The sequence below is a fragment of the Enterobacter sp. MGH119 genome (assembly GCF_001037675.1).
Lineage (GTDB): Bacteria > Pseudomonadota > Gammaproteobacteria > Enterobacterales > Enterobacteriaceae > Enterobacter > Enterobacter hormaechei_C.
In genome coordinates, this window is the sequence record NZ_KQ089929.1 from 943104 (window position 1) to 956369 (window position 13266).

Consider the following 13266-nt stretch of genomic DNA (forward strand, 5'->3'; position numbering starts at 1 on the left):
TCACTCTCTCTCCATGTTCAGCGGGAAATGACAGGCAAACAGATGGTTTTTCGGCCCTGTCAGGCGCGGTGTTTCAATGCATTTACGCTGAGCATACGGGCAACGTGGTCCCAGACGGCAGCCAATGGGCAGCGATTCCAGCAGCGGTATCGCGCCAGGCAGCGTATTCAGACGGCTTTTGTGCGGCATCGCGCTGCCAAAGTCCGGGATCGCCCTGATCAGCGCCTGCGTGTAGGGATGATGTGGCGTCGTCACCAGGTCTTCACTTGGCGCGGTTTCTACCGTCTGGCCGCAATACATTACATCAATTTTATCCGCCCACTTGCTCAGCATTTGCAGGTCGTGGCTGATCAGCAAAATGGTGGTGTTGTTATTCTGGTTCAGACGCGTGAGCAGGCGGAAAATCTGGGCCTGGGTGGTTGGCTCCATCGCGTTCGTTGGTTCGTCCGCAATCAGCAGACGCGGCTGATTCGCCAGGGCGATGGCAATCATCACTTTCTGGCATTCACCGTCGGTCAGTTCGTAGGGGAAACTGCGCATCGCGTCTTTATGGTCTTTGATCCCGACACGGTGCAACAGCTCAATGGCACGACGTTTACGCCAGCCGAAACGCTGCCACCAGCGGCCTTTATAGGTCCAGCCGGGGATGTTCTGCATCAGCTGTTTCCCGACGCGCTCGGACGGATCGAGACAGGATTGCGGCTCCTGGAAAATCATCGAGACGTTATGGCCCACCAGTTTGCGGCGTTCGCGCGGGGAGAGACGCAACAGATCGATGTCGTCGAAGCGCATACGATCGGCGGTCACCCGCCAGTTGTCTTTCGCCACGCCGCAAATGGCCTTGGCGATCAGACTTTTCCCCGAACCCGATTCGCCCACCAGCCCGCGGATTTCGCCCTCTGCGAGCGTAATACTGATGCGATCCACGGCCTTGACCCAGCCTTCGCCCGTTTTAATTTCTATTGTGAGGTTGCGGATATCGAGTAACGGCATTATTGCACCCCCGCATTGATTGCGCGGCGGATCCCGTCGCCCAGCAGGTTAACGAGCAGCACGCTCACCATGATGGCCGCGCCCGGCAGCATGACCGTCCACGGCGCAACGTAAATCAGCTCCAGCGCATCGCCGAGCATGGCGCCCCATTCCGGGGAGGGAAGCTGCGCGCCAAGGTCCAGGAAGCCCAGCGCTGCGATATCCAGAATCGCCATCGACAGGGCGCGGGTGATCTCCGTCACCAGCCCGGCGGCAATGTTAGGCAGCACGGCAAACCACAAAATATTAAACGTGGTGGCGCCATCCAGACGGGCGGCGACGACATACTCTTTTTCCAGCTCGTCGTGAACCAGGCTGTAAACCGAACGCACCATGCGCGGCAGAATGGCCAGCCAGACGGCGAACATCGCATGGGTGAGGTGCGGCCCCGCGAAGGCCACGACGATAATCGCCAGCAGCAGTGAAGGAATAGAGAGCAGGGTATCAAGAATATGGTTAAGCACGGCCGACCGCAGCCCGTGGGTTGAGCCGGCAAAAATGCCCAGCGCCAGGCCGCAGATCGCGGCAGCCAGGGTGACCACGAACGCGCCGCCTACCGTAGGTGCGGCGCCGCTCAGTAAACGACTTAGCACGTCACGTCCGAGATCGTCAGTCCCCAGGAAGAACGAAACCTCCCCGTAACGCGACCACGACGGCGGTAAAAGCTGATAACCAAGGAACTGCTGATCGATGCCATACGGTGCAAACCACGAACCCAAAACGCACAGCAACACGAGGCCAATGCAGCCGTAAAAGCCGATCATCGCCGTGGTGTCGCCGTAAAAATTACGCCACACGGTACGTAGCGCACCGGGCGTGCGCTTTTCGCTGTAGACGTTATCGTAAGGCATACCATTCCTTATGCTTCAATGGGTTGGCCATGGCACCCAAAATATCGGAAACAACGTTAACAATAATGACCAGGGAGCCAATCACCATCACGCCGGCAGAGATCGCCGCGTAATCCTGCTGGCGAATGGCGTTGATCATCCAGCGTCCAAGGCCCGGCCAGCTGAAAACCATCTCGGTGATCATCGCCAGCGTCAGCATGGTTGAAAATTGCAGCCCAAGACGTGGGATTACGGGTGGCAACGCATTGTGCAGCACATGGCGACGGAGAATCGTCAGGCGAGACAGTCCGCGCGTGGCGGCGGCCTTCACATAGTTTTGATCGAAGACGTCGATAGTGCTGATACGCATCAGGCGAATTACTTCGGTCGTCGGCGCGACGGCCAGCGTGAGCACCGGCAGCACCATGTGGCGCAGCGCGCTCACGATCATTTCGTCGCGCCAGACTGAATCAGAAAGCCAGGCGTCAACGATGGCGAAGCCGCTCACCGTTTGCACGTTATACAGCAGATCAAAACGGCCAGATACCGGCAGCCAGCCTAACGTCAGTGAGAAGAAGAGGGTAAGCAGTAGCGCCAGCCAGAAAACAGGGATGGAAAAGCCAATTAAGGCAAGCGCGCTGATGAATTTATCCTGCCACTTATTACGATAAATGCCCGCCAGCATCCCCACCGGGATCCCCACCATGAGGGCAAAGCCAAAGGCGAGTACACACAGCTCCATGGTGGCCGGGAAAACCACTTTCAGCTGCTCGGAGATGAGCTGTCCGTTAATGCTGGACACGCCAAAATCCCAGTGTAGCAGGCCATTAAACCAGAACAGCCAGGCGTCCCAGAGGGATGAGCCCTGAAGCGGGGCGTGCGGCGTAAAGTAGCTCAGGCTAAAGCCGACAAAGGTCAGGAAGAACAGGGTGACCAGCAGTAACAGCAGCCGACGCAAGGTAAATATAATCATGGTTTCTTCACCTCTTGTTCTTTCTCACGGGTGACGCCCGCGAAGGAGGCGTTACCAAACGGGCTGAGTACCAGCCCTTTAATATCGTAACGGTAGGCCTGGAGGCGCAGGGAAGAGGCAAGCGGCAACACGGGAAGTTCTCTGGCCAGAATATTTTGCGCTTCATCATAGGCCTCAATGCGTGAGGCAAGCTGTTGAGACGCCAACGCTTTTTGCAGCACGGCATCAAATTCCCGGTTACACCAGTGGGCGTAGTTGGTCTGGGAGTTGATTGCCGCACAGCTCAGCAGAGGACGGAAGAAGCTGTCCGGGTCGTTACTGTCGGTGGACCAGCCAGCCAGCGTTAAGTCGTGATTCATGTCCATCAGACGCGCCTCCTGGAAACGGCCTTCGACAGGCACGATGATCACCTTAACGCCCACCTGCGCCATATCAGCCTGCAACAGCTCAGCCGTTTTAAGCGGACTGGGGTTCCACGCCTGAGAGCTGGTGGGCACCCACAGCTGTAGCGTCAGGTTTTCTGCCCCCAGCGCTTTAAGCTGTTCGCGCGCTTTCGCCGGATTATATTCGGTAATCTTCGCCTCGCCGTCATAGGCCCAGGAGGCGCGCGGAAGAATAGAGGCGGCGGTTTCCGCGGTCCCGTAGTAAATCGACTGCATCAGACGCTGATTGTTGATTGCTAACGCCAGCGCATGGCGCACGGCCGGATTATTCAGCGGCGGCTTATCGGTGTTAAACGCCAGATAAGCGATGTTCATTCCCGGGCGCAGTGTCAGGCGCAGGCGTGGGTCGTCGCGCAAAATGGTCAACTGGCTGGCCGCAGGCCAGGCAAGCACGTCGCACTCGCCGGTCAGCAGTTTGGAGAGTCGGCCTGTTCCACCTGAACCCAGATCGACAATGACCTGCGGCATCAGCGGTTTGCCGCGCCAGAAACGATCGTGGCGTTGCAGGCGAATGTATTGTCCGGCGCGGTACTCTGCTAACTGGAACGGACCTGTGCCCACAGGCTCACGATCGAGACGTTCCTGACGATCCTTTTTCGTCAGCTGATCTGCGTATTCGGCTGACATGACCGAGGCGTAGTGCGTCGCCAGATGCCAGAGGAAGGAGGCGTCCGGGCGCGTCAGGCGAAACTCAACCGTACGGTTATCCAGTTTGCGAACGCTTTTGACCGAGTCCGCGAATTGCAGACTGTCGAAATAGGGGAAGTTCCCGCCATTAACGTTATGCCACGGATGATTGCGGTTGAATATGCGCTGGAAGGTGAAAACCACGTCATCCGCGTTGAGTTTACGGGTTGGCGTAAACCACGGAGTGTGCTGAAAGGCGACATCATCGCGTAGACGAAAGCGGTATGTGGCGCCGTTATCAAGCACTTCCCAACTTTCAGCAAGCTCCGGAACCAGCCGATAGGTATAAGGATCGACGTCGAGCAGGCGATCGTAGAGCTGTGCGGCCAGCGTATCAACAATCAGGCCGCTCCCCGCTTTTTGTGGGTTAAAGGTATCAACTTGCCCGCTGACGCAATAGACGAAACCACTCTCTCGGATATCAGGGGGCACAGCGCGATCGGGCGCAGCAAAGGCCAGATTGCTGAACAGACCGAGTGCAAACAGGGACGATAAAACCAGGCGCATAGTTTTTAAGGTTTTTAGATTCGATCTGCAAAGTGTATCGCACTTACGCCTGCTTCGTAAAAATGTCTGGGGGTAAGTGCTGATAATGTCAGCGCATTTGATGTTTTTTGAGCAATGCCCTTAACTGATGGTAGGTCAGGCTCAGCAGTTCAGCCGCCCGTTTCTGATTATATTTCGCCTCTTTCAGGCTCTGCTCGAGCAAGTTTTGTTCCTGCTGATGCTGGAACTGGCGTAAATCGAGCGGCAACGCCGGATCCTGCTGGCGCGTCGCCGGAACCGGGGGCTGTTTATCCTCGCGACGAAACGGATCGAGAATAATGTTGTCCAGTTCGGTTTCGCTGCTGCCATGCCGGTAAACGGACCGTTCCACCACGTTTTTCAGTTCACGAATATTGCCCGGCCAGTGGTAACCGAGCAGGGTCTCAGTGGCCTGTTCGCTAAAGCCCGGAAAGAGCGGCAGGCCCAGTTCCCGACACATCTGAATGGCAAACTGATCGGCCAGCAGCATGATATCGCTACGTCGCTCCCGCAGCGGCGGCAGCTGAACGACATCGAAAGCCAGCCTGTCCAGCAGGTCGGCGCGGAATTTGTCTTCTGCCACCATCGCGGGCAGGTCGGCGTTAGTAGCGCACACCAGGCGAACGTTAACCTGGAGCGGCTGACTGCCGCCAACGCGTTCCAGTTCGCCATACTCAATGACGCGCAGCAGCTTTTCCTGCACCAGCATCGGCGCGGTCGCCAGCTCGTCGAGAAAGAGCGTTCCGCCATCGGCGCGCTCAAAGCGTCCGGGATGGCGTTTTTGTGCGCCGGTAAAGGCGCCAGCTTCATGACCAAACAGCTCGGTGTCGAGCAGATTTTCATTCAACGCCGCGCAGTTAAGGGAAATAAAAGGGCCGTCCCAGCGGCCAGACAGAAAGTGCAGGCGGTTAGCGATAAGTTCTTTACCCGTTCCGCGCTCACCGATAATCAGCACCGGTTTATTCAGCGGCGCGAGGCGCGAAACCTGTTCAAGCACTTCCAGGAAGCTGTTGGCTTCGCCAAGCAAATTATCCTTATAGTCAGCCATGATGAAATTAACCACTCCTTAGTGATATTCACCAGGTGAGAATAGCCGCTGGATGGATAAATATCAATCACATTGAGTAAAATCAATAAGATAAAAAGTTGGCATGGGATTTGTATTATCTGTTCAGCAGGGCATCGCCCGATAACAGAACTATGAGGATTGAATTATGGGTATTTTTTCTCGTTTTGCCGACATCGTGAACGCCAACATCAACTCGCTGCTGGAGAAAGCGGAAGATCCGCAGAAGCTGGTGCGCCTGATGATTCAGGAGATGGAAGACACGCTGGTTGAAGTACGCTCCACCTCCGCCCGCGCGCTGGCAGAGAAAAAGCAGTTAACACGTCGTATCGAGCAGGCGACTGCCCAGCTTAACGAGTGGCAGGAAAAAGCGGAACTGGCGCTGCGTAAAGATAAAGAAGATCTGGCCCGCGCTGCGCTGATTGAGAAGCAGAAGCTGACCGACATGGTTGCCACGCTGGAACATGAAGTGACGCTGGTGGATGATACTCTGACGCGTATGAAGAAAGAGATTGGTGAGCTTGAAAACAAACTCAGCGAAACCCGTGCACGTCAACAGGCGCTGGCGCTGCGCCACCAGGCTGCAAGCTCGTCCCGCGACGTGCGTCGCCAGCTGGACAGCGGCAAACTGGATGAAGCAATGGCGCGTTTCGAATCGTTTGAACGTCGTATCGACCACATGGAAGCGGAAGCCGAAAGCCACAGCATCGGTAAGCAGAAAACCCTGGATCAGCAGTTTGCTGACCTGAAGGCCGATGATGAAATTAGCGAGCAACTGGCTGCGCTGAAAGCCAAAATGAAACAAGACAACCAATAATAATTCCTGCGGCACCTGAGCGTGCCGCATCGTTAGACAAGGAGTACACATGAGCGCGCTTTTTCTGGCTATACCCCTGACCATTTTCGTGCTGTTTGTTCTGCCCATATGGTTATGGCTGCACTACAGCAACCGCTCTTCACGCGGTGAGCTGTCGCAGAGTGAACAACAGCGGCTGGCGCAGCTCTCTGCCGAGGCAAATAAAATGCGCGAACGTATTCAGGCGCTGGAAGCCATCCTGGACGCGGAACACCCAAACTGGAGGGAACGGTAATGGCTGGACTGAATCTGAATAAAAAACTGTGGCGGATCCCACAGCAGGGCATGGTTCGGGGCGTTTGCGCCGGGCTGGCGCACTATCTGGATGTCCCGGTAAAACTGGTGCGTGTGGTCACCGTATTGTCGATTTTCTTCGGTCTGGCCTTTATTACACTGGTGGCATACATCATTCTGTCGTTTGTACTCGATCCTATGCCGGAAGGTGAGCTGAATGCTGAGAACACGCCAACCAGCAGCGATCTCCTGAACGCGGTGGATGAACAGCTGAGCGCAGGGGAGAAGCGATTGCGCGAGATGGAACGTTATGTCACCTCCGATACCTTTACGCTGAGAAGTCGTTTTCGTCAGCTTTAAGAGAGAACTTACATGAAACAAAACTGGCAACAGGCCGGTCAGAAGGTAAAACCCGGCCTGAAAATCGCAGGTAAACTGGTTCTGATGACGGCGTTACGTTATGGCCCGGCCGGTGTGGCGGGTTGGGCGATCAAGTCTGTTGCCCGCAAGCCGGTCAGAATGATGCTGGCGGTCGCTCTGGAGCCGCTGTTACAGAAACTGGCAAAACGCGTTTCCCGGCGCTACTTGTCACGCTAGATCCTCCCGCATAAGCCCTTTCTCCCCCAGAGAAGGGGCATGACTTTCCTTTCTGCGTTTCTTCTGCTTTTCTGCTTTCTTTGCGGCAGCTCACAATAATGCGTTGCGCTGCGCTGAGAATGCTGCTTTCTGCCCCCGGGTCCGTTGACAGATATTTTTCATGGGAGTAGATTGCCACTCCGTGGGACCGCTACCATGGAAAATAATGTGAACGCAAAAATTAAAAAACTCATCAATCATATCTACGGTGAATCATTTTCAGATGCACACCTTAACGTGTTATTAACTAAGCTTGAAAAAGCGGCGGCTAATATTACGGAAAAGCGTAAGTCAGGCTGGGATGAAAAAGACGTTGTGCTGATTACCTATGCCGATCAGTTCTCCACAAAAGGGGAGCAAGCGTTGCCGGTATTTACCCGGTTCTATAATGAATGGCTTTCTCGTACGTTTTCCCATGTCCATCTGTTACCTTTTTATCCGTGGTCTTCGGATGATGGATTTTCCGTTATTGATTATCACGAGGTTGCTCCTGAAACAGGAACCTGGCGAGATGTCGCGGAATTAAAACATTCAGCCAGCTTAATGTTTGACTTCGTTTGCAATCATATGTCAGCGAAAAGCGAATGGTTTGCTAATTATCTTGCGCAGAAGCCGGGCTACGAAGATTTCTTTATTTCTGTCGACCCCGAAACCGATTTATCCGCGGTGACGCGTCCACGCGCATTACCGCTGCTGACGCCGTTCACGCTTCATGATGGCAGCGTTCGTCATCTGTGGACCACATTCAGCGATGACCAGATCGATCTCAATTTCGCCTCGCCGCAGGTGCTGATTGCCATGGTTGACGTTCTGCTCCATTACCTCATGGAAGGGGCGCGTTATATCCGTCTGGATGCGGTCGGGTTTATGTGGAAGATCCCGGGAACCACCTGTATCCATCTGGAACAAACCCATTGCCTTATCCAGCTGTTCCGCGCCATTACGGACGCTGTGGCGCCTGGAACGGTGATCATCACTGAGACAAATGTTCCCCACAAAGACAATGTCTCTTACTTCGGTGATGGTGAAAATGAAGCCCAGATGGTCTATCAGTTTTCCTTACCTCCGCTGGTGCTGCATGCTGTTCATCGTCAGGATGTTAAAGCCCTATGCCAGTGGGCGGGGTCACTGGCGCTGCCTTCAACTCATACCACCTGGTTTAATTTCCTGGCCTCGCATGATGGTATCGGTTTGAACCCGTTACGCGGCATCCTTCCGGAATCAGAGATCCTCTCGCTGGTTGAAAAGCTTCAGCAGGAAGGCGCGCTGGTCAACTGGAAAAATAATCCTGACGGTACGCGAAGCCCCTATGAAATTAATGTCACCTATCTTGATGCGTTGAGTTTGCGAGACAGCTCAGATGATGAGCGCATTGCACGGTTCATCCTGGCGCATGCTGTGTTGTTAAGTTTTCCTGGCGTACCGGCTGTATATATTCAAAGCATTCTCGGTTCGCGTAACGATTATGAAGGTGTCGAACGTCTTGGATATAACCGCGCAATAAACAGGAAGAAATACACCGCAGGTCAGGTTGATCTGGAACTCAATAATAAGAAGAGTATTCGTTATCAAATTTATTCTCGTTTGAGTGAGCTTATTGCTATTCGTCGCGGCGAGAGTGCGTTCCATCCGGATAGCCAGGCTATTTTTGACGCAATCGGCGAACATATTCTTAAAATTGTTCGTGTTGCTGAAAATGGCGAGCGAATGACAGCATTATTTAATTTTAGCAATAAAATGCAGACCATTTATGGACAAACGCTCTTTGGTAGGGAATTACTATCAGGACACGATATTAGCGGTACGGAACTGAACCTCAATCCATGGCAGGTAATGTGGATTAAAGAAAACTAAAAAGGACCCTAAAATGAAAATGCCCAAAATTGTGCTGTTATCAGCACTGGTTTCGTGCGCCCTGTTATCAGGCTGTAAGGACGATAAAGCATCTCAGGTCACCATTGAGTTTATGCACTCGTCGGTAGAACAGGAGCGTCAGGCAGTTATTACGAAACTGATCGAAAAATTCGAGAAAGAGAACCCGACTATTACGGTGAAACAGGTACCCGTTGAGGAAGATGCCTATAACACCAAGGTCATTACGTTGGCCCGTACCGGCGCGCTGCCGGAAGTGATTGAAGTCAGCCATGACTACGCCAAAGTCATGGATAAAGAGCAACTGCTGGACCGTGACGCGATCGGCAACGCGATTAAAGCCGTCGGTGAAGATACCTTTTATGACGGCATTTTACGCGTTGTTCGCACTGAAGACGGCAAGGCATGGACGGGGGTGCCGGTTAGCGCCTGGCTGTCCGGCGTCTGGTATCACAAAGATGCGCTCGCGGCAGCAGGAATCGAAGAACCGCACAACTGGGAGCAACTGCTGAAGGCCAGTCAGGCGCTCAACGATCCGGCGAAAAAACATTTCGGTATCGCGCTGCCAACCGCAGAAAGCGTTATGACCGAGCAGGCTTTCTCGCAGTTTGCGTTGTCAGGCGGAGCCAACGTCTTTGATGCAAACGGCAACGTGAAAATCGATACCCCTGAAATGTCGAAAGCGCTGGCGTTTTATCGGGCACTGGCCGCGAACACCATGCCGGGCTCGAATGATGTTATGGAGATCAAAGACGCCTTCATGAACGGCTCTGCGCCGATGGCCGTTTATTCCACCTATATCCTGCCCGCGGTCTACAAAGATGGCAATCCGGCCAACCTGGGGTTCGTGGTCCCGACGGAAAAATCATCAGCCGTGTACGGCATGATCACCTCGTTGACTATCACGACCGGCCAGACCGAAGAGGAAACGCAGGCGGCAGAAAAATTTGTGACCTGGATGGAGCAGGCTCAAAACGCGTCTGACTGGGTGATGATGTCCCCTGGTGCGGCGCTGCCGGTGAACAAACTCGTGGTGGGCACTGAGAGCTGGAAAAACAACGACGTGATCAAAGCCTTTGGTCAACTGCCTTACGAGCTGATTGCGCAGTTCCCGAACGTCCAGGTATTTGGCGCCGTAGGCGACAAAAACTTTACCCGCATGGGAGATGTTACCGGGTCCGGCATTATCAGTTCCATGGTGCATAACGTAACGGTGGGACAAAAAGATCTCAATGCGACGTTAAGCAACAGCCAGAAGAAACTGACTGACCTGATCTCACAACGATAGGAGCGCTTTGCGAAGGGAATTATGAAGACGTTGTTTTCTGGTCGTTCAGATATGCCTTTCGCCATGCTGCTGTTGGCCCCCAGCCTGATTTTGCTGGGGGGCCTGGTGGCCTGGCCAATGATTTCCAACATTGAAATCAGTTTTTTACGTTTACCGCTGAACCCGCGTATTGATGCGGTGTTCGTCGGCATGGATAACTACATTCGCATTCTGGGCGATGCTGCGTTCTGGCACTCCCTGTGGATGACGTTCTGGTATACGGCCCTGGTCGTGCTCGGCAGCACCGGGTTGGGACTGGCCGTAGCGATCTTCTTTAACCGTGAATTCCGCATGCGGAAAACGGCACGTTCACTGGTGATTCTGTCCTACGTGACGCCGTCTATTTCACTGGTATTTGCCTGGAAATACATGTTCAACAACGGCTACGGGATTGTGAACTACCTGGGCGTTGATCTGCTGCATCTCTACGATCAGGCGCCGCTGTGGTTCGATAATCCTGGCAGCAGTTTTGTCCTGGTTGTGCTGTTCGCCATCTGGCGTTACTTCCCGTACGCCTTTATCTCGTTCCTCGCAATTTTGCAGACCATTGATAAATCATTGTACGAAGCGGCAGAGATGGACGGAGCGAATGCCTGGCAGCGTTTTCGTATCGTGACGTTGCCCGCCATCATGCCGGTGCTGGCCACGGTGGTCACGCTGCGAACCATCTGGATGTTCTACATGTTTGCGGATGTGTATCTGCTCACCACCAAGGTCGACATTCTGGGCGTATATCTCTACAAAACCGCCTTTGCGTTCAATGACCTGGGTAAAGCAGCCGCCATTTCTGTTGTGCTGTTTGTGATCATCTTCGCGGTCATTCTGCTGACCAGAAAAAGGGTAAACCTCAATGGCAACAAATAAACGCGTTCTGGGCCGTATCGGTTTTTATCTGGGACTGGCGATATTTCTGATTATCACGCTGTTTCCGTTTTTTGTGATGTTGATGACGTCATTCAAAAGCGCGAAAGAGGCGATCTCGCTGCACCCGACCATTCTGCCGCAGGAGTGGACGCTACAGCACTACATCGACATCTTTAACCCGCTGATTTTCCCGTTTGTGGATTACTTCCGTAACAGCATGGTGGTGTCGCTGACCTCCTCGGTCATTGCGGTGTTTCTCGGCACGCTGGGCGCGTATGCGTTATCCAAACTGCGCTTTAAAGGGCGTACGACGATCAATGCGAGCTTCTACACCGTCTATATGTTCTCCGGGATCCTGCTGGTGGTGCCGCTGTTCAAAATCATCACCGCGCTCGGCATTTATGACACCGAACTGGCGCTGATCATCACCATGGTGACGCAGACGTTGCCTACCGCGGTCTTTATGCTGCGCAGCTATTTCGACACCATCCCGGACGAAATCGAAGAAGCCGCGATGATGGACGGCCTGAACCGCCTGCAAATCATCTTCCGCATCACCGTGCCGCTGGCGATCTCGGGTCTGGTGTCGGTCTTTGTCTACTGCTTCATGGTGGCGTGGAATGACTATCTGTTCGCCTCCATTTTCCTGTCCAGCGCCAGCAACTTCACGTTGCCGGTGGGGCTGAACACGCTCTTCAGTACGCCAGATTACATCTGGGGTCGCATGATGGCGGCATCGCTGGTAACGGCACTTCCGGTCGTCATTATGTATGCCCTGTCTGAACGTTTCATTAAAAGTGGTTTGACCGCCGGCGGCGTGAAGGGCTGAGGCGGCCGATATTAACAAGGAGTCAGTCATGAAAAAATTAGTTGCGACAGCGCCTCGTGTAGCGGCGCTGGTGGAATACGAAGATCGTCCTGTTGCAGCACATGAGGTGAAGATTCGTGCCCGTTATGGTGCCCCGAAACACGGCACCGAAGTCGTGGATTTCCGCGCGGCAAGCCCGTTCATCGATGAAGAGTTCAACGCTGAGTGGCAGATGTTTACCCCGCGTGAAAAAGGTGCAGCGCGCGGCATCGAATTTGGTAAATTCCAGCTGGGGAACATGATCGTCGGCGACATTATCGAATGTGGTGCGGACGTGACGGAATACCAGATCGGCGACAGCGTCTGCTGCTACGGCCCGTTGCAGGAAACGGTCATCGTAAACGCGGTGAACAACTATAAGCTGCGCAAAATGCCGCAGGGCGCATCCTGGAAAAACGCCGTTTGCTACGATCCGGCGCAGTTCGCCATGAGCGGCGTGCGTGATGCTAACGTCCGCGTAGGGGATTTCGTCGTGGTTGTGGGGCTGGGCGCGATTGGCCAGATTGCGATTCAGCTGGCGAAAAAAGCCGGCGCGTCAGTGGTTATTGGTGTCGATCCTATCGAACATCGCTGTGAGATCGCCCGCCGTCACGGTGCAGACCACTGCCTGAACCCAATCGGTACCGATGTCGGTCTGGAAATTAAGAAACTGACCGGCAAGCAGGGCGCCGATGTGATCATCGAAACCAGCGGATTTGCAGATGCGCTGCAATCTGCGCTGCGCGGTCTCGCCTACGGTGGAACGATCTCCTACGTGGCTTTCGCCAAGCCGTTTGCGGCAGGCTTCAACCTTGGTCGCGAAGCACACTTCAATAACGCCAAAATTGTCTTCTCCCGCGCATGCAGTGAACCCAACCCGGATTATCCGCGCTGGAGCCGCAAGCGTATTGAAGAGACCTGCTGGGAATTGCTGATGAACGGTTATCTCAATTGCGAAGATCTGATCGACCCGGTCGTCACCTTCACCACCAGCCCGGAAAGCTATATGAAGTATGTCGATCAGCACCCGGAACTCAGTATCAAAATGGGCGTCATTTTTTAAGCTAAGGACAG

At 54.1% G+C, this 13266-nt stretch carries 14 protein-coding genes; 9 read left to right on the forward strand and 5 right to left on the reverse strand.

Translation table 11 applies throughout. The annotated features are described in order from the left end of the window. The 5 genes from sapD to pspF all read right to left on the reverse strand — a co-directional run bounded on the left by sapD (nucleotide 1) and on the right by pspF (nucleotide 5553). Complete coding sequence (gene sapD / locus SK53_RS04410) at nucleotides 1-993, reverse strand: putrescine export ABC transporter ATP-binding protein SapD (protein ID WP_003856840.1); 993 nt, start codon at nucleotides 991-993, stop codon at nucleotides 1-3. Continuing rightward, nucleotides 993-1883, reverse strand: a complete 891-nt coding sequence (sapC, locus tag SK53_RS04415; protein WP_003856843.1) for a putrescine export ABC transporter permease SapC — start codon at nucleotides 1881-1883, stop codon at nucleotides 993-995. The genes sapD and sapC overlap by 1 nt, the downstream gene beginning before the upstream one ends. Then, complete coding sequence (gene sapB / locus SK53_RS04420) at nucleotides 1870-2835, reverse strand: putrescine export ABC transporter permease SapB (RefSeq protein ID WP_003856845.1); 966 nt, start codon at nucleotides 2833-2835, stop codon at nucleotides 1870-1872. The genes sapC and sapB overlap by 14 nt, the downstream gene beginning before the upstream one ends. After that, nucleotides 2832-4472, reverse strand: coding sequence for an ABC transporter substrate-binding protein SapA (sapA, locus tag SK53_RS04425; RefSeq protein ID WP_003856847.1), 1641 nt, complete (start codon nucleotides 4470-4472; stop codon nucleotides 2832-2834). The genes sapB and sapA overlap by 4 nt, the downstream gene beginning before the upstream one ends. 88 nt (nucleotides 4473-4560) lie before the next feature. Further along, nucleotides 4561-5553: a phage shock protein operon transcriptional activator gene (gene pspF, locus SK53_RS04430; RefSeq protein ID WP_165469291.1), complete on the reverse strand. Its 993-nt coding sequence runs from the start codon at nucleotides 5551-5553 to the stop codon at nucleotides 4561-4563. A 151-nt stretch (nucleotides 5554-5704) separates the two neighbouring features. Here pspF and pspA point away from each other — a divergent pair, with 151 nt between their 5' ends. The 9 genes from pspA to SK53_RS04475 all read left to right on the forward strand — a co-directional run bounded on the left by pspA (nucleotide 5705) and on the right by SK53_RS04475 (nucleotide 13255). Continuing rightward, nucleotides 5705-6373 (forward strand): phage shock protein PspA, encoded by a 669-nt coding sequence (pspA, locus tag SK53_RS04435; RefSeq protein WP_022651342.1) that lies wholly within the window; start codon nucleotides 5705-5707, stop codon nucleotides 6371-6373. A 49-nt stretch (nucleotides 6374-6422) separates the two neighbouring features. Continuing rightward, on the forward strand, nucleotides 6423-6647 hold the full coding sequence (gene pspB / locus SK53_RS04440) for an envelope stress response membrane protein PspB (protein ID WP_003856853.1): 225 nt from the start codon (nucleotides 6423-6425) through the stop codon (nucleotides 6645-6647). Then, nucleotides 6647-7006, forward strand: a complete 360-nt coding sequence (gene pspC, locus SK53_RS04445; protein WP_003856855.1) for an envelope stress response membrane protein PspC — start codon at nucleotides 6647-6649, stop codon at nucleotides 7004-7006. The genes pspB and pspC overlap by 1 nt, the downstream gene beginning before the upstream one ends. A 12-nt stretch (nucleotides 7007-7018) precedes the next feature. Continuing rightward, entirely contained in the window at nucleotides 7019-7243 is a 225-nt protein-coding gene (gene pspD / locus SK53_RS04450) for a phage shock protein PspD (protein WP_003856857.1), read from the forward strand. 195 nt (nucleotides 7244-7438) lie between these two features. After that, nucleotides 7439-9136, forward strand: coding sequence for a sugar phosphorylase (locus tag SK53_RS04455; RefSeq protein ID WP_048208591.1), 1698 nt, complete (start codon nucleotides 7439-7441; stop codon nucleotides 9134-9136). A 13-nt stretch (nucleotides 9137-9149) separates the two neighbouring features. After that, nucleotides 9150-10442, forward strand: coding sequence for an ABC transporter substrate-binding protein (locus tag SK53_RS04460; RefSeq protein ID WP_048208593.1), 1293 nt, complete (start codon nucleotides 9150-9152; stop codon nucleotides 10440-10442). Between the two features lie 21 nt (nucleotides 10443-10463). After that, nucleotides 10464-11345, forward strand: coding sequence for a carbohydrate ABC transporter permease (locus SK53_RS04465; RefSeq protein ID WP_048208595.1), 882 nt, complete (start codon nucleotides 10464-10466; stop codon nucleotides 11343-11345). Continuing rightward, the gene (locus tag SK53_RS04470; protein WP_048208597.1) at nucleotides 11332-12174 is read left to right on the forward strand and encodes a carbohydrate ABC transporter permease; all 843 of its coding nucleotides are present in this window, start codon (nucleotides 11332-11334) and stop codon (nucleotides 12172-12174) included. Before SK53_RS04465 ends, SK53_RS04470 begins: the two co-directional genes overlap by 14 nt. A 28-nt stretch (nucleotides 12175-12202) precedes the next feature. Continuing rightward, on the forward strand, nucleotides 12203-13255 hold the full coding sequence (locus tag SK53_RS04475; RefSeq protein WP_048208599.1) for a zinc-dependent alcohol dehydrogenase: 1053 nt from the start codon (nucleotides 12203-12205) through the stop codon (nucleotides 13253-13255). The last annotated feature ends 11 nt before the right edge of the window (nucleotides 13256-13266 follow it).